Raw genomic sequence first — 23,006 nt, forward strand, 5'->3', positions numbered from 1 at the left:
TGCAAATTTCGCATCTCCGCCTGCCATATTTATTCCTGCAATTCTTCCCTGTTTATTAGCAGTGGTCCCCAGTGGTATGTAATCCGGTGCATTTTTTATCCTGTTAAAGTGCGTAGCGCAATCCCCAGCAGCGTATATGTCAGGAATACACGTTTCAAGCCTTTCATTTACTAAAATAGCATTCTTCGGCCCTAACTCTATTCCCGCTTCTTTTGCCAGCTCGCTCACAGGCCTTACTCCTATAGATATTATAACTAAATCGGCTTCAAATTTGCCATTTTTCGTTACAACGGCTTTTACTCCTTTTTCATCCCCTTCTAAACCGACGACTTCTTCGTTTAAATGTACTTCCACTCCATGCCTTTTAAGAGCATCCTGAGCTATTTCGGCAATCTCCTTATCAAAAGTAGGTATTAACTGCGGTGCTAAATCCAAAACCGTAACCTTAAAGCCCCTGCTGTGAAGCGCTTCGGCAGTTTCAAACCCTATATAACCTCCGCCTATAACCACCGCCTTAGTGGGAGTATGGGAGCTCAACCAGTCAAGAAGTTCTTCCGCATCACCCATGGTCTTTAATGTAAACACTCCCGGCAAATTCCTGCCCTCCCATGGAGGTACTATTGCAGTACTGCCTGTTCCAATCAAAAGCACATCATAAGGGACAGCGATTTCGTCTTTTTCTTCCCTGCGAAAAACCTTGATTTCTTTTTTGGAAGGATCTATTTTCACAACTTCGTGATAAAGCTTTACGTCAATATTGTAGCGATTTAAAAACTCTTCCGCTGTACGCGCAATAAGCTTTTTCTTCTCAGGCACAACCCCTCCCACCCAGTAGGGTAGGCCACACTGGGCATAAGAAATTACGCCCTCCTTTTCAAAGACCAGAATTTCCCCCTCTTTATCCATCCTCCTTATCTGGGAAGCTGCGCTCATCCCAGCCGCATCTCCACCTATAATAACATAGCGCTTAGGCATTTTTCTTCCTCCTTTTTGTACTTATGTCCACATCTACATTATACCTTTTCCTGTTTAATTTTTCAAACAAATCATTCTCGAGACAAATTGTCCCAATCTGACAGCATCTTAATCTTTTGCAAAACTCTTTCCCTTTCCTCACCTTCTAAAATGCGGGGACTGTAATCATTTCTCTCCTTTTGAGAAGAAATAGACACAGGTATTATATTGGCTTTAACTTCTACCACCCTCCCTCCTTTATCAATAGTAAAAATTTGCTGAAAAATCATAGAGTCCTTGTCTTTGGGGTTTTTATTGCCTCCAAAGACAAAATTGCCAAGTGAGTACACAATGTATCTCCCTTTATACTCCTCTATGCCCTGTAGTACATGTGGATGATGTCCTATCACAAGGTCAGCTCCTTCATTAATCACAAAATACCCTAAACTTTTTTGCACTTTGTTAGGATAATACTTGTTCTCTTCACCCCAGTGAAAGCTCACAATTAAAATATTGACTTCAGGCCTCAATTTCTCTATATCTTTTTTTATTTCTTGCTTTGTCCACTGGGTATCATCATAACCTGTATACCCTAAAATTCCAATCTTTACACCTTTTATAGTGGTTATACACTTATATCCATATCCAAAATACCCTATCCCCTCTTTTTTTAAAGCACTTACAGTCTCATAAAAACCTTCTTTGCCGTAATCAAACGAATGATTGTTAGCTAAATTTATTGCTTCAATGCTCCCTTCTTTTAAAATTCTCGCATAAGAGGGATGCCCTTTAAAGGCGTATTCCTTTTCTGCTCTTTTTGTAGAGGTAGTTAAAGGCCCTTCCAAATTAGCTATAGTCAAATCATCTCTCTCCAATACTTCCCTTACATTTTTGAAAAAATAGGAATAATCATAATTGTGCTTTTTCAACTCTTCCTCAAAAGTACCGTATCTAGTATAAGTCTCGTCCGAACCCAGTGTACAGTCTCCTACAGCACTTATCAATATTTCAGTACAATCAGTGCACTTTTCTATCTCCTTTTGACTGCTGTCAACTGGGAGTAGAATTTCTTCCTTCTTCACCGTAACCTTTCTCATGACACTATCATCTACTGAATTTTCCCAAAAGGTAATTACAAAAATTACCACTAAAAAGAAAAGCAAAGCTTTAATAAATCCATTTTTACCCATGCTTTCCCCTCACAAAAATTAAGTATTACTCCTTCAACCCCAGCACTTCTACAAGCTCTTCTTTAGCCGCCTTTAAAAAGTCTTTCGCTTCATCTAAGTTCCCCATTTCCATTGCCATGAAGTAGAATTTTATTTTGGGTTCTGTGCCAGAAGGCCTAGCGTATACAATCAGTTTATCACCAAATTCCATCTTTAAAACATCTGAAGGGGGTATACGGTCATATCCTTTTAAGTAGTCCACAACTCTTGTAAGTCTGTAGCCTGCCAGGTTTTCAATAGGCCTTTCTCTTAACCTTTCCATAATCCCTTTTATCTTCTTAAGCCCCGCTTCACCCTCATATACAGGGGAAAGCTGGTCTTCAAGATAGTAACCGTATTTTTTGTAAATTTCTTCTAATGCATCAACTAAGGTCATACCCTTTTCCTTGTAGAAGGCAGCCATTTCACAAGTCATCATTATAGGAGTGCCTGAGTCCTTGTCGTACACAAAATCTCCTATGTTATAGCCATAGCTTTCCTCATAGGAAAAAAATACAGTCTTGCCTTCACTTCTTAATCTGTCAGCCTCATTGCATATCCACTTAAAGCCTGTCAATACTTCATAAACTTCAACCCCGTGTTCTTTCGCAATCTTAGCAAAAAGCTTGGAAGAGACGATAGACTCTATAACTGCGGGATTTTTGGGCATCCCTTTTTGCAAATACATCTTAAGAAAAAAATCCAAAAGCAAAATCCCCATTTGATTTCCATCTATTCTGACATAATCCCCTTTGTGTTTTACCAAAACCCCCATCCTGTCTGCGTCTGGATCTGATGCCACCACTATATCTGCATCGATATTTCTTGCGTCTTTCAAAGCAAACTCAAAAGCCTCATCAAATTCGGGATTAGGATAGCTCACTGTAGGAAAGCTTCCATCTGGTATCTGCTGTTCTTTCTGAATGTAAACATCAAATCCCACTTTTTTAAGTAAAGGTGGCACAATTTTAATACCTGTCCCGTGGAGAGGTGTATACACTATCTTCAAGCCCTTTGAAGAAATCCCAAAAGAATAAGAAAGGGCTTTTTCAAAATATGCAGAGTCCACCTCTTTCCCCACCATGACCACAAAGCCCTTATCTTTAGCCTCATCAAAGGACATTCTTTTTACATCCGCAAAAGACAGTTTCTCGTACTCCTCTATAATGCCTTTATCATGGGGTGGAATAATCTGAGCGCCATTTGACCAATATACCTTGTATCCGTTGTATTCCGGAGGATTGTGACTCGCTGTTATCATTATACCAGCTGTAGCCTTTAAAAACCTGACAGCAAAAGACAAAAGGGGCGTGGGTCTAAAATCGTCAAAAAGATAAACTTTTATTCCATTTGCGGCCAGTATCTGCGCTGACTCCACTGCAAACTCTTTAGAAAATTTCCTGGTATCGTAAGAAACTGCCACACTTTTTTCTCCCTCTACTGTCTTATTTATGTAATTGGCAAGAGCCTGGGTTGCCTTCCCAACCGTGTAAAAATTCATTCTATTGGCCCCCAGCCCCATAATGCCCCTTAATCCAGCAGTGCCAAATTCCAAATCCATAAAGAAGGCATCCTGTATTTCATCTGGTTTCATCTTTTTAAGCTCCTCTTTATCCTTATCCGATATAGCCGGGTCATTTAGCCACGCCTCATACCTTTTCAAAGTCTCTTTTTCCACTTAAATCCCGCCTTTCCTTGCTAAATCTTCATTTTTATTATACCATAAGGCTTCTCTTTTTAATACAATTTTCCATTAAAAAGGCATTGGCATAAGCCAATGCCTTCCAATCACTTGTCTATTTCGTCAGTCAATCGAATAATTTCATCTATCATATCCCCGATATACTTAATTGTATCTAAAAGAGGTTTTTCTGTAGTTATATCTACTCCTGCCATTTTTGCCAGTTCTACTGGTGTCTTTGTACCGCCAGCTTTCAATACTTCTTTCCAGTCTTCTAATGCCTTTTGCCCTTCTTCTAAATACCTCTTGTTTACTTGTGTGGCTATAGTAAGCCCTGCACTGTAAGTGTAAGGATAAAGTCCCATATAATAATGAGGCTGTCTCATCCAGGTAAGTTCTGCTCCTTCGTTGATTTTTACAGCATCTCCCCAGAATTTCTCCAAAACTTCTCTCTTTATCTTATTCAAAATAGGAGCTGTGACAGATCCTCCCTTGTCAATTATTCTGTATACTTCTCTCTGATAAGCTGCTTCTAACAAGTGAGTCACAAAATTGTGATAATAAGTCCTTGATATTAAAGTGGAAAGCACCCATCTTCTCATTCTCTTATCCTTATTATTTTTCATCAAGTAATTAGCCATCAAAAGTTCATTCATTGTAGAAGGAGCTTCTATAAAGTACAAAGATGGTCTTGAATCAAAAATGTTTTGATACTGATGAGCTAGATAAAAATGCCCTGCGTGCCCTAACTCGTGAGCTAATACAAACACTTCTCTCATTTTATCAGCCCAATTGATCAATATATAAGGATGTGTACCATAAGGAGTAGCACAAAAAGCTCCTGTAGACTTGCCTTTATTTTGAGCAAAGTCTATCCACCTTTCTTTAAATGCCCTTCTCACCATTTCTCTATAATCTTCGCCAAGAACTGATAAACCTTCTTCTATGTATTTTTTAGCTTCTTCGATTGTTACTTCAGGCTCAAAATCAGGGTCTACTTCCAACTTTAAATCAGCAAAAGTCATCTCTTCTATGCCGTGTATCTTTTGCAAAAGTTTTGCAAATTTCCTCATGTGAGGTGCCAAATGTTCCATTATCAAATCAATCTGCCTATCATACAATTCTCTGTCGACTTCTTGAGGGAATAAAAGGCTGTCAATAACAGAATCAAAACGTCTCAAAGTTGCTATTGTCTTTTCTTTTTGCACCTGCGTTTGATAAACTGCTGCTATGGTGTGTTGGTATTCTTTTAATTTCTTAGAAAATGCCTCAAAAGCAGCTCTCCTTATTTTTGTGTCCTTTTCATACTCCCATTTTGTTTCAAATAGAGCAAAGCTTAATGGATATTCTTTCCCATCAACTGTAAAAGTTCCAAAGTCCATATCTGCCAATTTAGCCATATTGTAAATATGATGTGGTGCTTCTAAAACAGTTGAAAGAGCAGATATAGCTTTTTCCACTTCTGGATGAAGAGCATGCTTTTTCTTTCTAAGTATTTTCCTAAGATAATTAGCATTCTCCTTTGATTCTTCTATAGCCTGATTTATTATCTTTTCATCCAATTGGATAATCTCTGACTCGATAAAACTTATCCTACTCTGAATACTTGAGGCTATGTTAGAAAACTTCATTTGCCTTTGGAGATTTTCTGTATTAGTCTGGTCTACTGAAACAGCCAAATGGGCATAGGAACCAGCAAGAGTAAGCAATTGAGCTAATATTTTTAATTTATCCAAACACTTGTTAATCGTCTGAGGAATATTAAGTTTTCCTTTAAACTCTTCTTCTAACTCCTTTGTAATCTCTTGCGCTTTTTTTATCGCCTCCTCATATTCCTCCTCTGTTTTAAAAATTCCTGACAAATCCCATGTCAACCTTTCATCTACATCTTTTCTTTCTAACAAATGTGTACTCAACAAAATTTCCCTCCTTTTAATATTTTTTAACATCTAAACAAATTATAATATTCTTACAAAAACATTTCAATAAAACCTCTTGTTCAAATAGCACTTACTCGAAAGTATTTATTCTGAATTAATTCGGGTTGTGAGGTGTTAGTATATGACAATACCTAGAATCGCGGCCATAAGTATTATTATGAGAGGATTTATTTTCAACAGGTACAGCCCAACAAAGACCATCGCCGCCACCAGCATATCTTTAATACCGGTAAAAGAGCTCTTTCCCACGGAATAGGCCGCCTGGACGATAAGAGCAATCACCGCCGGTCTGACTCCTTTAAAAAAGGCCTCTAGCCAAGGTAAATGACGGTACCTAATTATCAAAAGGGCAAGGATGATTATAATCAGGAAAGAGGGGGCCGTGACCCCAATGGTGGCCGCCACTGATCCCCAGAATCCTCCTATTTTATACCCCACAAAGGTAGCCGCATTTATGGCTATGGGACCAGGGGTCATCTGGGAAATGGCTATTATATCCAGAAACTGGTCCATCGAGAGCCAGTGGTGAATGTCTATAATCTCTTTTTTAATGAGAGGAATCATCGCGTAACCACCGCCGAAGCTGAAAGCTCCTACTTTAAAAAACGCCCAGAAAAGGCTTAAATATATCATTTATCTCCACGCTCCTCCGGATCTCGAAGTCTGTTTTGCAAGACTATTCCGGTTATTCCCGATACTAGAATCACTATTATAGGATGAAGGTCAAATATTAGGAGCACTACCAAGGAAAGGACTGCTATTATCACGCCCGTAGGAGTTTTAAAAGCGGCTTTGCGAAGGTTAAAAGCAGACGCCAGTATGAGCACCACTATGCCCGGGTATATCCCCTTGAAGGCTTTTTTCACGTAGATGCTGGATTTAATGTCGTCGTAGAACAAAGCTACAAATAGTATTATCAGAAACGACGGGAGTATGGTTCCCAGAACGGCTATGCAGGAGCCCAAAAACCCGTATAGTTTGTAGCCTATGTATATGGAAGTATTTATGGCCACTGCCCCCGGGGCCGACTGGGTCACAGCAATTATATCCAAAAATTCCTCTTCCTTTATCCATTTCTGCTTATCCACCATTTCTACCTTCATAAGGGGTATCATGGCAAACCCACCGCCTAGAGTAAAAGCGCCGATTTTAAAAAAAGCCCAAAACATAATCAAAAGTTCCCTCGGTTCCAGCTTTTTTGTTTTTCCATTCAATGGATATCACGTCCTTTTTTATAATTTTTCCTTCAATCAATTATATCATGCTTTTTTACCTCACCAAACTTTTGGAGATTACCGCGTGAGTAAATACCTACTGTAAAAAGAGTATCAAAGATAAAGGTATAATTTTTAAGGACATAAAAAAATATGAAGGGAAATTAAAACTAAAGGGCAGGCATTCAAAAAAATGCCCGCCCTACTTCTTAACAAATGATCGATTCTCTTTATCCCTGCATCACCATTTCCTTTATCTTCATAAGTCTTGTGCGGCTTGAACGTTCGTTTTCGTCCAACTTCATAGTGATGTATTTTATAGTATTTTCAAGCTGCGGTATTAAAACATATTCTAGGGCATTTACCCTGCGGCGAGTCCTTTCAATCTCATCGGCCATGAGCTGGCAAGCCTTTTCGATCTCCGCCAGCTTCAACATTTTTGGCAGCATGGTCGACAGAGTACGGATGGCCGAGTCCATTTCAGCCGACGTGTTTGCAAAGCCGTAAGGGTAGAGGTTCTTACTCTCCTCTTGTGATATTTCTATTCTAGGTACGTTGACACTCATAATGTTTTCCTTCTTGACGTTTATACTGACCTTGGCCGAGGGAATCATGAGACTCTCTTCCACTACGTTGGCAGGCATTTGGCTTCTTGCCATAGTGAAACTTCTAAAAGCATCAATAAGCTCGCGCTCGACCTCCTCCCGCAGAGCCCTATTCTGTTTGACCATGTCTAAAAATTTCTTTACAAGTTCATCCTGCTTGTCTTTCAAGAGCTTATGGCCACGCTTTGCAGTCACAAGTCTTTTTTTCAAGCTAAGAAGTTCCATTCGGGTAGGATTTACACGTATTACCATTTTTATTATTCTCCTTTTCTAGGAAGGTATTTGTCAATATATTCCTCCCTTATCCTCTTGAGCTCGGCTCTCGGTAGGATCGTCAATAGATCCCACCCTATCGCCAGCGTCTCCTCAATGCTCCTGTCCTCATCTTCCTTCTGGGCCACGTACCTGGCCTCAAACTCATCGGCGAATTTTGCATAAAGCTTATCCGTATCGGAAAGGGCAGCCTCACCCAAGATTACTGCCAGCTCTTTTGCCTGCTTACCGCGAGCATAGGAGGCAAACAGCTGGTTCATAAGGTCGGCATGATCTTCCCGAGTCTTACCATGGCCAATACCTTTATCCTTAAGTCTCGACAGAGACGGAAGCACATCTATCGGCGGATAGATACCCTTCCTATGGAGTTCACGACTTAAGATTATCTGACCTTCAGTAATATAGCCGGTGAGATCGGGTATTGGATGGGTCTTGTCGTCCTCAGGCATGGTCAAAATGGGTATCTGGGTAATAGACCCTTTCCTTCCTTTTATTCGGCCCGCCCTCTCGTATATCGTTGCAAGGTCAGTGTATAAGTAACCAGGATAGCCCCTTCGACCAGGAACCTCTTTCCTTGCAGCCGACACTTCCCGCAAAGCCTCGCAGTAATTAGTCATATCCGTTAGGATAACAAGCACGTGCATGTCTTTTTCGTATGCCAGGAATTCCGCGCAGGTCAAGGCCATACGTGGAGTGGCTATACGCTCGATGGCAGGGTCGTTAGCAAGGTTGATGAACAGTACCGTCCGGTCGATGGCACCTGTGCGCCTGAAATCCGAAATGAAGTAGTCGGCCTCCTCAAATGTTATACCCATTGCAGCAAATACTACCGCGAACTTACTGTCAGTACCAAGCACCTTAGCCTGCCTTGCTATCTGCGCCGCTAGCTGGGCATGAGGCAGACCTGAAGCTGAGAAAATCGGAAGCTTCTGCCCCCTTACCAACGTATTCAACCCATCGATAGCGGATATTCCTGTCTGGATAAACTCAGAAGGATAATCTCGGGCCGTCGGGTTGATGGGGTTACCGTTTATATCCAGCCGCTTCTCCGGTATGATCATTGGGCCTTTGTCCCGTGGACGACCCAAACCATCGAAAACCCTACCTAACATATCGATAGAAACCCCAAGTTCGATGCTTTTTCCGACAAACCTTACCTTGCAGTCATTGATGTTAAGCCCTGTAGAACCTTCAAATAACTGAACTAACGCTTTATCGCCGTCAACCTCCAGCACCTGTCCCCTACGGATTTCCCCCGTGCCGGTCTCAATTTCCACGAGCTCATTGTACTTGACGCCTTCCACCTTTTCAACCAGCATCAGTGGTCCGACAATTTCTCTAACGGTTTTATACTCCCTAAGCATCGGCTGCACCTCCTTCGGTGAGGTCCTGCAGAGCCTTCTTTATCTCTTTCTCTATTTCATCGAACACAGCCAAGTTCGATTCTTCGATATATTTGGCGCGGGCAATTCTCTCACGCACCGGGTGCTTCTCTATTTCCGAGAACGGGGCACCTTTTTCAAGAGCTTTCTGCGCTTCTTGATAGAATATCATTATAAGCTTAAGCATTCTGTACTGCTTTTCCATTGACGAGTAAGTGTCCACCTCGTGAAAAGCGTTCTGGTGTAGGAAATCTTCCCTGATAGATCTGGCAACTTCTAGCACTAGACGATCCCTCGTAGAAAGAGCGTCAATACCCACTAATCTTACGATTTCCTGGAGGCTTGCCTCTTCCTGTAGCAGCCTCATAGCCTCGCTGCGCAGTTCTCCCCAGTCGCTGCTCACATTTTTGTTCATGTAGTCTTCCACAACCTCGGAGTACAGCGAATAGCTGGTCAGCCAGTTAATGGCCGGGAAATGACGCGCATAGGCCAGCTCCGAATCCAAAGCCCAGAATACCTTCACCACGCGAAGGGTTGCCTGAGTAACAGGCTCCGACAAGTCGCCACCCGGCGGGGATACAGCACCTACCACCGTCAGGGCTCCTTCGCGGTTGTCACTGCCCAGGCATATGACCCTGCCAGCTCTCTCATAAAACTCCGCAAGCCTCCTTGAAAGGTAGGCTGGATAACCTTCCTCCCCCGGCATTTCTTCAAGCCTTCCGGACATTTCACGCAAAGCCTCGGCCCAGCGGGATGTTGAATCTGCCATCAAAGCCACGCTGTAGCCCATGTCCCTGAAGTATTCAGCGATGGTTATGCCCGTGTATATAGACGCTTCGCGGGCTGCCACAGGCATGTTGGAAGTGTTGGCAATAAGCACCGTTCGTTTCATTAGAGGTTCCCCTGTCTTGGGGTCCTTGAGCTCTGGGAATTCAAGGAGTACGTCGGTCATCTCGTTGCCGCGCTCGCCGCACCCAATATATACCACCACCTCAGCATCGGCCCACTTGGCCAACTGGTGCTGGACCACTGTCTTGCCGCTGCCGAAAGGTCCAGGTATGCACGCCGTACCTCCCTTGGTAACCGGGAAAAAGGTATCAATGACCCTTTGTCCAGTGGCCATCGGAATTTCGGGGGGCAACTTCTCCTTGTACGGCCTAGCCTTTCGCACCGGCCATTTCTGCATCATCGTGACTTCCACTACCTGCCCGGAATCAGTTTTTATTCTGGCAACAGGTTCGGTTACTGTATATTCGCCTTCCTTGATGTCCTCCACAACACCTGAAATACCAGGTGGGACCATTATGCGGTGTTCGACTATAACGGTCTCCTGCACCGTGCCGAGAATATCACCGCCGCTAACCTTGTCTCCGGGCTTGACTCTCGGCGTAAATCTCCACTTTTTCTCGCGATTCAATGCAGGAACTTCTATGCCTCTTGTAATAAAGCTGCCGACTTTTTTTTCTATAACATCAAGAGGTCTCTGGATTCCATCGAAAATGCCTTCCAGCATTCCCGGTCCCAGTTCGACGCTGAGGGGTTCTCCCGTAGACACCACAGGGTCCCCAGGGCCCAGTCCAGAAGTTTCTTCGTATACCTGAATCGATACTCTCTCTCCGCGTATTTCTATGACTTCACCGATAAGGCCCTGATGACCCACCTTCACAACGTCGAACATCTTGGCTTCAGGAAGTCCCTCAGCCACCACAAGGGGACCAGAAACTTTGACTATTACACCCTGGCTCATTCCCTTCCCTCTCTTTCAAAAATGATATCCGCTCCGATGGCTTTTTCAACAGATTTTTTTACATCACTTATGCCGATTCCCAGAGTACCCCGGTTGCTGGGAATCAACGTAATGATGGGCAACATTTTATCCCTGAAAAGGTCTATCTTGTCCCTTATCTTTTCTGCTAAATGCTCGGTGATGAATATGACAGCGTAATTCTCCTGGGCAAGTTTCATGAGTATGTCCGCTGCTTCTGCCTCGTCAATGGCGGGGAAAGTATCAATACCCGTTGACTTAAACGAAAGTACTGTATCGTGGTCTGCGATTACTCCTATTTTATGCATAGACATCCCTCAGCCTTTCCCTTATCATATCTTCGGAAATACCGTTGATTTTCCCCACCATTAGGACCCTCAAGATTTTGAGCTCGTTCTCCCTAGCCCCAAGATAACCCACAACAGTTTCCAAACCAAAGGGTTTATATAGCCCTTTCCTCAGCATACCGAGCAGGAAATCATCGACCAGTTTCTCGTAGACCGCCGGGCTACCTGAGGAGACCCAGTTTTCCAAACCGTCTTTAACAACCTTGGAATAATTGGAAGCCGCCAGTGCCTCGATCAGCACTGGCACTGGTTCCTGAAACATTTTCTCGAAAAACTCGAGATCGATACTGCCACCCGGTAGGAGAGATTTCTTCAACGTCCTTAAATCGGACTCCATATATTTCAACCTGACCATTGTTTTTATATTGGTGAGGTCTACCAGCGCAGCTAAATAACTTTTAAGAAAATCGTGGCCTATGTCCTGCACCAGAAGATTAAGTTCTTCATATAAAGCCCTGTCCAGTATGAGGTCCACCTGTTGTGGGTCCAGGGTTTCTTCGTAGACCTCGGCAGCCCTCTCAAAAGCAAGCCGCATCAATTTCGGGACAGCTACATCTTTCTCTCCCTTGCTCAATTTTAATAGTTCTTCGACAGGAACTTCGCCCAAGGTCGTAAGGTTTTCCGGAACCTCAACGCCCAGTATCCTGCTTTTTAAAACAACTTTTAGATTATGATAGTCGTACTTTAGCGTAAAAAACCTTACAACCCTCTGGTCTTTCAAAGATTCTTTTATCACGCCCAAAGTTCTTTTCATGCTGTTTTCTAAAGCCTTTTCAAAATCATATATACTTTCCAATTCTTCGAAATCCGGAGCATAATCGGTTTCGCTGAGGACCCTCATGACTGCATCCATGTCCTGTGCCTCAAGGATCCTCTCCACTATGGTCCTGCTCAAGAGCTTGGTTTCCAGAGCCCTTATCCTGCCCGATGCGTATAGGAATTCTTGTTCCCGGACCATCGCTATCACTCCTCAAAAAGTATTCTGGCCACTTCGGTTTCCAATTCTTCCCTCTGAGCCTTGAGCAGGTAATCAAAGCTACAATTGATTTCTATCGTCGCCGATTTTAATATGAACCCGCCTTTTATGGACCTTTTCTCTTCCGAAAACCTGATGTTGCCTGCTTTGCCCTGCTTTTTCAGGGCTTCGTTAACCCTCGCAAGCAATTCAGGAGTTATATTCCCTTTGTCATCCTCAGAAACGATAATTTCCTCATTACCGTCAACAGCAGCAGCCAAAATCAGATGGTAAACCAGCTCCCTATACTTTTCTGGCTCTAGATTTAAAAGTTTATTTTCCGCCCTTACAAAGGCTTCGTTTATCAAAGCCTGTTTCGCTTCCAAGTACCGCTTTCTCTCTTCCAATTCGGCCATGGACAAGATTTTCCTCTTTTCTTCCCTGGCCGCCTTTTTGGCCCTCTCCTGGGCATCGGCTTCTAGTTCTGCAGCTTGTTTCCTCGCCTTTTCCAGGATTTTGGCTGCTTCTTTTTTTGCATTTTCAATTATCCGTTTTTTTTGCTCTGCGGCTTCTTCAAAAATCTTTTCCTTAATCTTTGCAATACCCTGCATTATAAGCACTCCTTATGCCAGCTTTAAACCAAAGAGCATCAGTATCGAAGCAAGTAGTGCCAGCACCGCGTAAGTTTCCACCATAGCGGCATAAGTTATACCTTTAGCCAGTTCTTCAGGTCTTTTGGCTACTATTCCTACACCGGCAGCCGCAGCTCTGGCCTGGGCAATAGCAGAAAGCAGACCTACTATAGCTATAGGAAGGCAGGCCGCAAAAACTAACAGTCCTTGATAAGTAGTAAGAGGAAGCAAATTTCCTCCCAAGATTCCTATCCTTTGCATCACCACAAAGCCTGTAAGCAAACCATAAATGCCTTGAGTTCCAGGCAATGCCTGTAATATCAGAGTCTGGCTGAATTTACTGGGATCTTCGGTAACTACTCCCGCAGCAGCTTCACCAACCATACCGACTCCTTTCGCGGAACCAATTCCCGGTAGGAAAACCGCCATAGCAGCACCTAACAATGCAAGAACTTGACCAAGTGTGACTTCCATTTAAACTCCTCCTCCAAAAGTTTGATTTTTTAAATTAAACCTCTTCAAACTTCTAGATCCACATATTTCGTTTCTATCCTCAGGGGTTGGAAGGGTTTGCCTCCACCCTCGTAGAACTTACCGAAAAATTCAATATACTGCAGTCGGCTGCTGTGGACATAAGCACCCAAGGCATTTACTGCCACGTTGAAAAGGTGACCTCCTATCAACACTAGCAGCATCGCTATATACCCCAATATATTTACTGCTAGCATCCTCGCCATGGTATTGATAACAGTAGCTATAACACCCGTTGCAAGGCCCAGTGCCAGCAGACGAGAGTAAGAAAGCACGTCGCTTAGATAACCAGTAACGTTGTAGAGGCTTAAAAGCCCCGATATGAACTTTTTCAAAATATTCTTCTGGGACCTCCCCTGCGTCAGCACAAGACCCCCAGCACCAGCAATGGTCACATATTTTGCTATTCTCGTCAAATTTGGAAAAGCCATCATCACAAGCCCTGTCAGCAGCACCAGCCACAGTCCCTGATCCAAGAGAGCGTCAACTATCTTTCCGTTTCTTATATTTTTATAGGCGCTTAGGATTATACCGGTGTATATCTGTATCAGACCAAAGGCAAAACTCAGAAACAAAACGGCCAATGGATTATCAAGAGGATTCAACCAAAGCGGCTTGACCTTAATAAGGTCACCAAGCCAACTGCCAAAAATCATCCCCCAGATAAAAGTCGATATTCCTCCTAGGAACAAAAGCTCAACCAGCTTTTTACCCATCCCTTTCAGTTTGAGCTTCCAGAGAGCAAGACCTGATAGCAACGACAGCACCAGACCGTAAACCGCGTCACTGACCATCATACCGAAAAACACAAAGTAGAAAGGCGCCATGAACACATTAGGGTCTATTCCCCTGGGATTGGGAAGGCTATAAAGCTCAGTCACTACCTCGAAGGGCTGTACTAGCCTCGGGTTTGACAAAACCACCGGTATGTCGTCCTCTTCCGACGGTTCAGTAAAAACCATGTGGGCAGCGCTGGTGACGGAGGTGATCGCTTCTTTTACGGCTCCCACCGAAGGCTCGGGAACCCAGGCTTTCATCAGGAAAACTTTTTCAGTGCCTGCCATTTTCATAAAGTTCTCTTTCTTCTGCTTTTCCAGAAGCCAGTAATCATAAAGAGCCTCCATGTCCAGTAGCCGGTTCGCTAGTCTAGAGATTTCTGTCTTTATTTTTTGCCTTTCAGTTTCGATGGCTTTTAACCTTTCCTGAAGCTGAGCGATTATCTTCGCCGGAGTCCCCCTAAATCCCGTGAATTCTTCTGTATCAACTGCAAATTCCTTAAATAGTTCCTGAATATCCGATTTTGCCGAAATGTGATAGACAGTTAATAAAAGACTCTTTTCCCGGCCTTCTCCCACCGGGATTATTTCCACGGGAAGTTCTTTTTCAACCACTTTATCCCTCAAGGATTTGAAGTCCTTTTTTGGAACTGCCACAGCCCTTACTTCCACTCTGCCGGTAGCACCTAGTTCCTCTACAGGGATATCCATTTGCTCCCAAGGTTTAATTAATTCAACCTGGCTTTTTATTCTGGATTCTTCCGTCTTGAGCCTCGAAAGTTTCTGGTCAAGAGCAGAAAGTGAATCTATGAGATCGAAAATCTCGCTCTCCCGGTTAAGGAGATCCTGCAACTTTTTCACGCTGACCTTGGGCCTGCCGTGGATTAAGGGATTTAACTCCTTGCCGTAGGGCTTCAGGAAATCGATAGCAAATTTCAATCTGCTAAGCTTTAGTTCGAGCTCCGATAGCTCGGAACCCAATTGCTCTGGAAGCTGACGTTCTGTGACGTCTATGTCAATATCTTCTTCTCTCAGGTCCGTAATTTCAGCTGCTCCTAGTTTCTGCAGGACACCAAGTATTTTATCCCGCTCCTTGTTCAGACCAAAGAGATACATTTTTTTCATTTTAACAATTGCCATGGAAAGTCACTATCCTTTCCACAATTAAGTCTACTGCTTTTTGGATACGGCCTTCCGCCTTTTCCACAAGTTTCTTAATTTCGTCGTCGTACTGGGCTCTTAAAGTCAGAGCTTCTTTTTGCGCTTCTTTTTTCGCATCTTCTAAAATATTTTTAGAGGCCTCTTCTCCTCGTTTGCGGGCCTGTGAAATCAGCTTCTCAGCTTCACGGTGTGCTTCAGCCAGTATAGATCTTGCTTCCCGCTCGGCCTCTTCCACCATTGCTTTCGCCCTGCTCTCCGCATCTTTGATATCATCCAGGATTTCCTTCACCCATCCACCACCTCCCCGGAAAGAAAAAACCTCAGGACAGGCGAAAGTGCCAAACAACTTCTTAGCTCCAATTGTACTATTTTATCTATAATTTGTCAACTGTTGCAGCCTCCCATGGCTAAAATCGTGGCATTCCTGCTCCCATCAAAAAAAGCATCCCTAATGGAACCCCTTCTCCAGATAGGCACAGCATATACCCCTCTACTATAGACAGCGCTATATCTATAGATAGAGAAATATTGTGCAATAAATATTATACAAGATTGATAAAAAAAAGTCAAACTAAGAAATTTAAAGTTTTGTCTCCTTCTTATCACTTTAACTTTTTCACATCTTACTCTCTCGGCAGCACCTGGTTTAATATTATACCGATTATAGCAGCCAAACCCACACCGCCCAGCTGGATGCCATCCCAGAGCTTTACTACAGCACCACCTATGCCGACGACCAGAATAACGTTGGATATTATAAGGTTCCTTGACTTTTTGAAGTCTACGGCGTTCTCTACAACGGTCCTAATACCGATGCTGGCTATCATGCCGAACAGGATTATAGATATGCCGCCTATGACTGGTTCCGGCACCGTCCTTATTAGGGCAGTAAGTTTCTGACAGGCGGAGAGCATTATGGCCATGACTGCTGCCACCCTCATCACTTCGGGTTTCCAGACCCCAGTCAGTGCTAGAACGCCTGTGTTTTCGGAATAGGTGGTATTGGCCGGGCCTCCAAATAGACCCGCCAAGGACGTGGCTATACCATCGCCTATTAGAGTCCTATGAAGACCTGGGTCTTTTATGAAGTCCTTCTGCACCGTAGCTCCTACAGAAAGCACATCGCCCACGTGTTCCACTATAGTAGCCACTGCCACAGGTGCAATAAGGCCAATGGCCGCCGGGTTGAATTCGGGTTTTGTAAAGGCCGGTATGGCAAATACCGCCGCCTCCTGTACAGGTTTCAAGTCCACAATTCCCAAAATCAAACTCATCCCATACCCTACAATTAATCCCACGAGTACCGGTACCAGCTTGAAAAATCCTTTGCCGTACATGCTGACAAGTATTACCGTAGTAAGCACTATCAAGGCAACCATCCAGTTTTGAGAAGCGTTTTTAATTGCTACCGGTGCCAGATTAAGGCCTATAACCATTATTATCGGGCCGGTCACCACTGGTGGTAGAAGGTTTTCTATGAATTCGCACCCTAAAAAGTAAACCAGTACCGCCATCAACCCGTAAAGCAAGCCGGCCACAATGATGCCCCCCTGGGCCGCCGGAATTCCCCACTGTTTTACCACCAGCGCCACTGGTGCGATGAAAGCAAAGGAAGAACCTAAAAAAATGGGAACTTTTCTTTTTGTAACCAAGTGAAACCAGAGAGTTCCAATCCCCGCAGTAAAAAGAGCTACCCCTACATCAAGCCCGGTAAGCAGCGGCACCAACACTGTGGCACCGAACATCGTAAAAGTATGTTGTAGTCCCAGAATGAGAAGCTGTAGCAGTGAAATTTTGTCTCCCTCCCTTATCGGACGTGGTAATTCTTTTGTACTTACAGTAAGTTTTTTCATAATTTTCCTCCTCTCAAAAATTAAGCCTCTGCTGTGAGTAGCAGAGGCTTTTCCTCGTCAAAAAAGCCCTTCCCCGTCAGGCGGAGAAAGGCTTTCTCCTCTTGTTTGCGTAAATCTCTCTTCGCCTTACTAGCCTCACAGGACCAGTTTAAAGGCCAACTCTATTCACTTTCGTTTTTTTAGTATATTACCATGAGCAGAGAAAGTTGTCAAGGGCTAACTTTTGTAAAAGCATGTTTTTTTGTAATCATCAGCATATCTGAAGAGTCAGAAAAAAACTCTGGTTTTACAACTGTTTTCTCAAGTCCTCCAACAGCAAGAGCACCTATGGCTTTTAACAAATTTTCTCACCCCCAACCCATAATAAATAGTAAGTATTTCCATGCACTTAGATAATATACCATATGAAGAACAATTTCAACCCGAATTAATTCTGGGTGCATAAACTTTAAAACTTTTAAAAAAAATGATAAAATATGTATTAAACAAATATTTCTATAAGGAGAGATTTATATGGATCTTGGTCTTAAAGATAAGGTAGCATTTGTAATGGCTGGAAGTAAAGGCCTTGGAAAAGCAGTCGCTTTAGAACTTGCAAAAGAGGGAGCCAATGTTTCTATTATTTCAAGAAGCAGAGAAAATTTAAAAAAGGCCCAAGAAGAAATTAAATCAATAACAGGAAAAGAAGTACTTATAGTTGAAGGAGATGTAGCTCGCAAAGAAGATATTGAAAAGGCTGTAAAAGAAACAGTAAGTAAGTTCGGCACAATCCACATCCTCTTTGCAAATGCAGGAGGTCCTCCTGCTGGTGGGTTTTTTGATGTAAAGCCTGAAGATTACTTAAAAGCAGTTGAATTAAATTTAATGAGCACAATATATGCAGTATATGCAGTAAAGGATTATATGATAAATCAAAAATGGGGAAGGATAATAGCTTCAACATCGATATCAGTAAAGCAGCCCCTTGATAATTTAATCCTTTCAAATGTATCAAGAATGGGGGTAGTCGCTTTTATAAAGTCTATATCAAATGCATTAGCACCATTTGGAATTACTGCAAATGCCGTAGCCCCCGGCTACACAATGACTGAAAGAATAGAAAACTTACTCAAAGCAAGGGTTGAAAAAGAAGGTATATCCTTTGAAGAAGCTCAAAAATCAATGATTACAGACATCCCCATGAAGCGCTTGGGTACTGTTGAAGAATTTGCATCAACTGTTGCATTTTTAGCATCAGAAAAAGCCTCCTACATAACAGGCATAGTCGTGCCAATTGATGGAGGTTTTATAAAAGGAGTGTAAAAGCTAAGCTACAAGCTTAGCTTTTACACTCCTTTAAAACCTTTTACACGCTATCTAACTTCATCCCTCACTATTTTCCCATCCCTTATATTAATTTGCCTTTTTGCTCTATTTGCAAGATCAAGATTATGTGTAATAAGCAAAATTGTAGTCCCTTTTTCTCTATGTAAACTTTCTAGCAGTTCAATCACCATTAAGCTATTTTCACTATCTAGATTTCCCGTTGGTTCATCAGCCAAAATAATATCAGGTTCTGTAACAAAAGCACGAGCGATGGCCACTCTCTGCCTCTCTCCCCCTGAAAGGCGGGAAGGAAGATGGTGAAGCCTATCCTTTAACCCTACTTTTTCTAAAAGCATCTCCGCCCTTTCCTTAATTTCTTTTGTGGGCTTAAAGCCTATTTGTGGCATCATGACATTTTCTAAAGCTGTAGCCGTAGGCAAAAGATAAAAGTCCTGAAAAATAAACCCTAATTTTTCACGCCTTAAGTGCGCCAATTCTTCCTCTTTGAGTTTGTGAACAGGCTTATCATCTACCCATATTTCTCCTTCATCAACGGGTTCAAGGCCGCCTATTACATTAAAAAGTGTTGTCTTGCCAGACCCTGAAGGCCCAACGATTGAAACATATTCTCCTTTCTGAATCTTTAGGGAGACTGAATTTAGCGCTCGAATCTCTGTATCACCAACTTTATATATTTTTACCACATTTTTTAACCGAATCACCAATATTCACCCCTTACACATTTTCCATATCCAATTTTACCCTACTTTTCTTTTTTAGAAACTTCTTCCAAAGCCTCTTTAAGTCCAGGATAATCTGGCTTTGTCTTTTTTAAAAACTCTAAAATTGACTTTGCTATTTTAATATCTCCTTTTTCTAAGTAATAATATCCCAATTGAAGCAATGTCTCATCTTGATAAAAGGAAAGCTGCTCTGAAGATATATTCATATGAGAAGCAACATGATCTGCTTTTTCTTTATCCCCTAACAGGCGGTATAACATAAAAGCAAGTTCTTGTGATGAGGGCAAATATTCATTTTCCTCATAGGATTTCAAAATAATATTTTTAACTTTTTCAGGCTTTCTATCGTAAAAGATGTAATAATACGCATAAATTTGATTTCTGTCCTCATCTTTTATCCTCCAATTTAGCCTTTCAATAGTTTCTATATACTCCTTGTAAGCCTTGGGGTCTTTCTTTTGATAGACATCCTGTCCCCAGCGCCTAAGGTATATATCCGACTTTTCCATCTCTTCCAACCATTTAGATTTATCCTCTGCTTTAATTATGGCAATTAAAGGCTGTCCTTCTTCTATCTTCTCTTTTACTTTTTCAATGGGATAAGTTCTTTCTTTCATGTCCGGCAGAAGGTAGTAATAGATATTATCATCATCTAAACCATAGACAATTCCAGCATCTTTACTTGTACCACTAAAAGAAATTTCAATTAAAACAGGATTTCCCTTTAGAACATTCTTTTTTAACTCATCAACTCCAATTTGTTTGTATACAAGAAAAAGCCCCTCTTCAGAAAGAAGGTGAAGTATATCAGTTAAAGCCACATAATTTTGACGAGGGTCAAAATAAACCTTCCCTGCCATCTCTTTTGTCAAAGGATGACCTAAAAAAGCACTCAAATGTTCTATCCCTTGAATAAAAAGGCCCGCTTCTTTAAAAATAGGTGTAATTTCTACTAATTTTTCTGCCTTAGGAATTATAAATAAATTTTTAGGAGTTTCTTCTTTTTTCTCAATTTCAGGCTTTGGATTACACGAGGCCAAAAAAAGCAACACCAGAGTCAAAATCGTAACAAAAATAGGTTTTAAAAGCTTTCTCATTATTTCCCTCCTCTTTTAATGCCAGAGGCAAGCTTGATAAAATGCATTACAATCGCCGTAACCGCCATCATTAAAGCCATAGGTAGCAGCACAGCAACTACCACCACCCACGGAGGCAGCCAAAGTGTAGAAAAAAGCTTCAATATTATCAAAGCAGACAAAGAACCTAAAATACCGCCTAAGCTTCCAATAGTACCAGCCTCAATAAGATTATATAGCATAAGCCTTCTTCTGGGCCAGCCAATTGCCCATAAAAGTCCAAATTCCTCCTGCCTTTCCCATAAGTTAAGCCACAAAAGCACAACAACTACCGCAATTGTCAAACCTACACCCAATCCTAACAACGCCTTTTGATAAGGCAAAAGATGTAAATCAATGGCCTCTCCTAAAAATGAAAGGTATAAAAACTCCGAAAGACTGTACTGAGTTGAAACAAAAAGTATTACCATCAAAGTGCTAAGTAGCACTGATAAAACCAGTAGCCCAAAGCGCAAAGGCCCTCGCATCATCTGATGGAAGATGAAGGTAAAAAACCCTCTTACAGAGATAAGCCTTCTACCATCAGAAGTTCCCTCACCAGAAAGCCCCATTCTCGGCGAAAGCAATAAACTGCGGTAACTGCCAGAAAAATATCCAGTAGCAATAATTGCTCCATTTAATGTGCCGATAAAAGCAATGTCTTTCCATGTAAAACTGCCATAAGACGCCTTGAAGAATAACACTGGAATAAGTGAAAAAATGGTTAAGCTGATGACTTCCAGAGACAACCCATAAATAATCCTTTTCCTGGACCAACCAATAGTGCGAAGCTGTGCAAATTCCACTGACCTATTTATCAAACTGTGAGTTATCACTGTATACAGCAAAAAGAATATTATCACAAGTAAATAGATAAAAAGCCACTTGTTTGCATTAGAAACTTTCTCTTCTATAGCCCAGCTGACACCTTCTTTGATCCAACCTTCTTCCACCATTCCTATATCGTCTTTTTGCGCCCCTCCCAATTTCACATGAACTTTTGTAGGGGAAGCCCCTAGCATAATTTCAACTTTGTGACCAGTTTTATCCATAATCTCCTTGGCTATTTGCTCAATCTTTTTCTGACTTATTGGACTTCTTTCTTCCACCCCTTTTACAACAACTCTTACCGCAGAAATAGGTGGGTTATCTTTGTAAAAAAGCTTTGCTACATCTTTAGTAAGTACAGTTATTGCTTCTGGTCCGCCAGTATAATAAGAGTCTTTCATGGGCAAAGGTATTTGAGGGCGCGGCTTTACAGGATTACCTTCCCCATCTGCAATAATCATACTGTGGTGAGGTGTGTATATATCTACAGGGTCACCAGGCTTCCAGCTTGAGGCGTAATTAGGCTTAATCTTGTGGGCATCATAAACGCCAACTACATCCACAGAAAAAGCTATCTTTTCATCTTTTTTAAGTATTTCTCTGTAAACCTGTGTCTCATCTGCATTGCCAAACAAAGGGTTCTTCTCCCTCGGGTGACCTTCTACATAAAGAAGAGGTATGCCATTTTCTTCATATCCTAAAAATTTAAAATGAAGGGGCGAATATCTAAATAAATCCCAAAAATACCCCATAATATATGGCTTTACCTCTACCTTATCGCTCTTAAGTTCAATATTAGCCAGTTTGTACCTCCATTCAGGAGAATAGGCATTTAACTTATAACTTGCGACAATTTTTTTGGGGCTTTTCTTTAAATAATCAATTGCATCAGCACCCATATCCCATAAATTAACATCATTAGGAACAGATACCTCAGATACTTGTATAGACTCCTCCACATCTAATCCCTGATCTTTTAAGATTAATATAGGAAGAACGGGTTCATCTATTCCTTTTTCAATTTTTAAATCTGCAAAGCGCAAATCATCCCCTTCGACAACCGTTTGAGACAAGTTATAAAGCTTGTCTTCGCTTTCCGGGTCTACAGCTACAAGAAGCAATTCATTGTCAATTCTAAACTCCATAGACGGCGGGACAAAAGTATTCCAAAAGATTATATAATCCTTCATTATCGTTTTAATATTAGAAAGAATTTCTCTTGAATCTTTCACACCTTCCATGGACTCATATTGGTCATATCCTAAGTAATTTTTCAGCAAAACTTTTTTAAGTCCATCAAAGGCTTTCATCTGATACTTAACTTCATAAATTTTCCCTTTTTGGGCATCTTCATAAGATACAGGAATGGGAGCGTATTTAAAATACCCCAAAATAGAAATGGGAGCAGCCACTTCAACCCCAGGTATACTTCGTATAGTCTCTAAGTCTTCAAAGGATATTCCTCCATAGCTTGACAGTGGAGTCTGAGGCGCAACCCATCCATCTCCCAGTGCCTGATAGGTCTGGCTCTCCTTAGGATAAACCAGTATGTCATATTGCCAGCGCCAGTGATGCTGTAAGTCCTCCCTCGCTTTAATACTTACAACCTCTGTTAGCCTTTGCATTCCAGAATATCCTAAGTTTAAAATAAACAAAGTCGCCAAAATAAATAAAAATACTGGCCATCTTTGCCTAATAGAAATTTTTAGATATGTAAATATAGCCTATCCCCCCTTGG

The 23,006-nt window shown here is 41.9% G+C and carries 21 protein-coding genes; 1 reads left to right on the plus strand and 20 read right to left on the minus strand.

Annotated elements, in window-relative coordinates:
• The 17 genes from EV203_RS10785 to EV203_RS14165 form a co-directional block, all read right to left on the minus strand.
• Positions 1 to 975: NAD(P)/FAD-dependent oxidoreductase (locus tag EV203_RS10785; RefSeq protein WP_132040550.1), on the minus strand; the 975-nt coding region annotated here is incomplete at its 3' end.
• A gap of 71 nt (positions 976 to 1,046) precedes the next feature.
• Positions 1,047 to 2,144 carry a CapA family protein gene (locus EV203_RS10790; RefSeq protein ID WP_132040552.1) on the minus strand — a complete coding sequence of 366 codons (1,098 nt, stop codon included), beginning with the start codon at positions 2,142 to 2,144 and terminating at the stop codon, positions 1,047 to 1,049.
• Between the two features lie 25 nt (positions 2,145 to 2,169).
• Positions 2,170 to 3,840 carry a phospho-sugar mutase gene (locus EV203_RS10795; RefSeq protein ID WP_132040554.1) on the minus strand — a complete coding sequence of 557 codons (1,671 nt, stop codon included), beginning with the start codon at positions 3,838 to 3,840 and terminating at the stop codon, positions 2,170 to 2,172.
• A 110-nt stretch (positions 3,841 to 3,950) separates the two neighbouring features.
• The gene (pepF, locus tag EV203_RS10800; RefSeq protein WP_132040556.1) at positions 3,951 to 5,759 is read right to left on the minus strand and encodes an oligoendopeptidase F; all 1,809 of its coding nucleotides are present in this window, start codon (positions 5,757 to 5,759) and stop codon (positions 3,951 to 3,953) included.
• 138 nt (positions 5,760 to 5,897) lie between these two features.
• Positions 5,898 to 6,416, minus strand: a complete 519-nt coding sequence (locus EV203_RS10805) for a chromate transporter (protein WP_132040558.1) — start codon at positions 6,414 to 6,416, stop codon at positions 5,898 to 5,900.
• Positions 6,413 to 6,997, minus strand: a complete 585-nt coding sequence (locus EV203_RS10810; RefSeq protein WP_243700682.1) for a chromate transporter — start codon at positions 6,995 to 6,997, stop codon at positions 6,413 to 6,415. Before EV203_RS10810 ends, EV203_RS10805 begins: the two co-directional genes overlap by 4 nt.
• A 230-nt stretch (positions 6,998 to 7,227) precedes the next feature.
• Entirely contained in the window at positions 7,228 to 7,854 is a 627-nt protein-coding gene (locus tag EV203_RS10815) for a V-type ATP synthase subunit D (RefSeq protein ID WP_132040561.1), read from the minus strand.
• A gap of 5 nt (positions 7,855 to 7,859) precedes the next feature.
• Positions 7,860 to 9,239: a V-type ATP synthase subunit B gene (locus EV203_RS10820; protein ID WP_132040563.1), complete on the minus strand. Its 1,380-nt coding sequence runs from the start codon at positions 9,237 to 9,239 to the stop codon at positions 7,860 to 7,862.
• Entirely contained in the window at positions 9,232 to 11,004 is a 1,773-nt protein-coding gene (locus EV203_RS10825) for an ATP synthase subunit A (RefSeq protein ID WP_132040564.1), read from the minus strand. Before EV203_RS10825 ends, EV203_RS10820 begins: the two co-directional genes overlap by 8 nt.
• A complete protein-coding gene (locus EV203_RS10830; protein WP_132040566.1) occupies positions 11,001 to 11,330 on the minus strand; it encodes a V-type ATP synthase subunit F in 330 nt (109 codons plus the stop codon). Before EV203_RS10830 ends, EV203_RS10825 begins: the two co-directional genes overlap by 4 nt.
• The gene (locus tag EV203_RS10835) at positions 11,323 to 12,327 is read right to left on the minus strand and encodes a V-type ATP synthase subunit C (RefSeq protein WP_132040598.1); all 1,005 of its coding nucleotides are present in this window, start codon (positions 12,325 to 12,327) and stop codon (positions 11,323 to 11,325) included. The genes EV203_RS10830 and EV203_RS10835 overlap by 8 nt, the downstream gene beginning before the upstream one ends.
• A gap of 5 nt (positions 12,328 to 12,332) precedes the next feature.
• Positions 12,333 to 12,935, minus strand: a complete 603-nt coding sequence (locus tag EV203_RS10840; RefSeq protein WP_132040568.1) for a V-type ATP synthase subunit E — start codon at positions 12,933 to 12,935, stop codon at positions 12,333 to 12,335.
• Positions 12,936 to 12,947: 12 nt separating this feature from the next.
• Positions 12,948 to 13,430 carry a V-type ATP synthase subunit K gene (locus EV203_RS10845; protein ID WP_132040570.1) on the minus strand — a complete coding sequence of 161 codons (483 nt, stop codon included), beginning with the start codon at positions 13,428 to 13,430 and terminating at the stop codon, positions 12,948 to 12,950.
• A 44-nt stretch (positions 13,431 to 13,474) separates the two neighbouring features.
• Positions 13,475 to 15,403: a V-type ATP synthase subunit I gene (locus EV203_RS10850; RefSeq protein ID WP_132040572.1), complete on the minus strand. Its 1,929-nt coding sequence runs from the start codon at positions 15,401 to 15,403 to the stop codon at positions 13,475 to 13,477.
• Entirely contained in the window at positions 15,390 to 15,713 is a 324-nt protein-coding gene (locus EV203_RS10855; protein ID WP_132040574.1) for a V-type ATPase subunit subunit G family protein, read from the minus strand. The genes EV203_RS10850 and EV203_RS10855 overlap by 14 nt, the downstream gene beginning before the upstream one ends.
• Before the next feature lie 334 nt (positions 15,714 to 16,047).
• Positions 16,048 to 17,277: a uracil-xanthine permease family protein gene (locus EV203_RS10860; RefSeq protein ID WP_132040576.1), complete on the minus strand. Its 1,230-nt coding sequence runs from the start codon at positions 17,275 to 17,277 to the stop codon at positions 16,048 to 16,050.
• 209 nt (positions 17,278 to 17,486) lie between these two features.
• On the minus strand, positions 17,487 to 17,618 hold the full coding sequence (locus tag EV203_RS14165; protein ID WP_279432265.1) for a hypothetical protein: 132 nt from the start codon (positions 17,616 to 17,618) through the stop codon (positions 17,487 to 17,489).
• 172 nt (positions 17,619 to 17,790) lie between these two features.
• Between EV203_RS14165 and EV203_RS10865 the strand changes: the two genes are divergently transcribed.
• Positions 17,791 to 18,579 (plus strand): SDR family oxidoreductase, encoded by a 789-nt coding sequence (locus tag EV203_RS10865; RefSeq protein WP_132040578.1) that lies wholly within the window; start codon positions 17,791 to 17,793, stop codon positions 18,577 to 18,579.
• A 50-nt stretch (positions 18,580 to 18,629) separates the two neighbouring features.
• On the opposite strand, the gene EV203_RS10870 is transcribed toward EV203_RS10865, so the two are convergent.
• From EV203_RS10870 to EV203_RS10880, 3 genes are read right to left on the minus strand one after another with little or no spacing between them, the layout of a single operon-like run.
• Positions 18,630 to 19,304 (minus strand): ABC transporter ATP-binding protein, encoded by a 675-nt coding sequence (locus tag EV203_RS10870; RefSeq protein WP_441007593.1) that lies wholly within the window; start codon positions 19,302 to 19,304, stop codon positions 18,630 to 18,632.
• Positions 19,305 to 19,345: 41 nt separating this feature from the next.
• Positions 19,346 to 20,422 (minus strand): hypothetical protein, encoded by a 1,077-nt coding sequence (locus EV203_RS10875; protein ID WP_132040582.1) that lies wholly within the window; start codon positions 20,420 to 20,422, stop codon positions 19,346 to 19,348.
• Entirely contained in the window at positions 20,422 to 22,932 is a 2,511-nt protein-coding gene (locus EV203_RS10880) for an ABC transporter permease (protein ID WP_243700683.1), read from the minus strand. The genes EV203_RS10875 and EV203_RS10880 overlap by 1 nt, the downstream gene beginning before the upstream one ends.
• Positions 22,933 to 23,006: the final 74 nt, after the last annotated feature.

Source organism: Caldanaerobacter subterraneus (assembly GCF_004345675.1).
Lineage (GTDB): Bacteria > Bacillota > Thermoanaerobacteria > Thermoanaerobacterales > Thermoanaerobacteraceae > Thermoanaerobacter > Thermoanaerobacter subterraneus.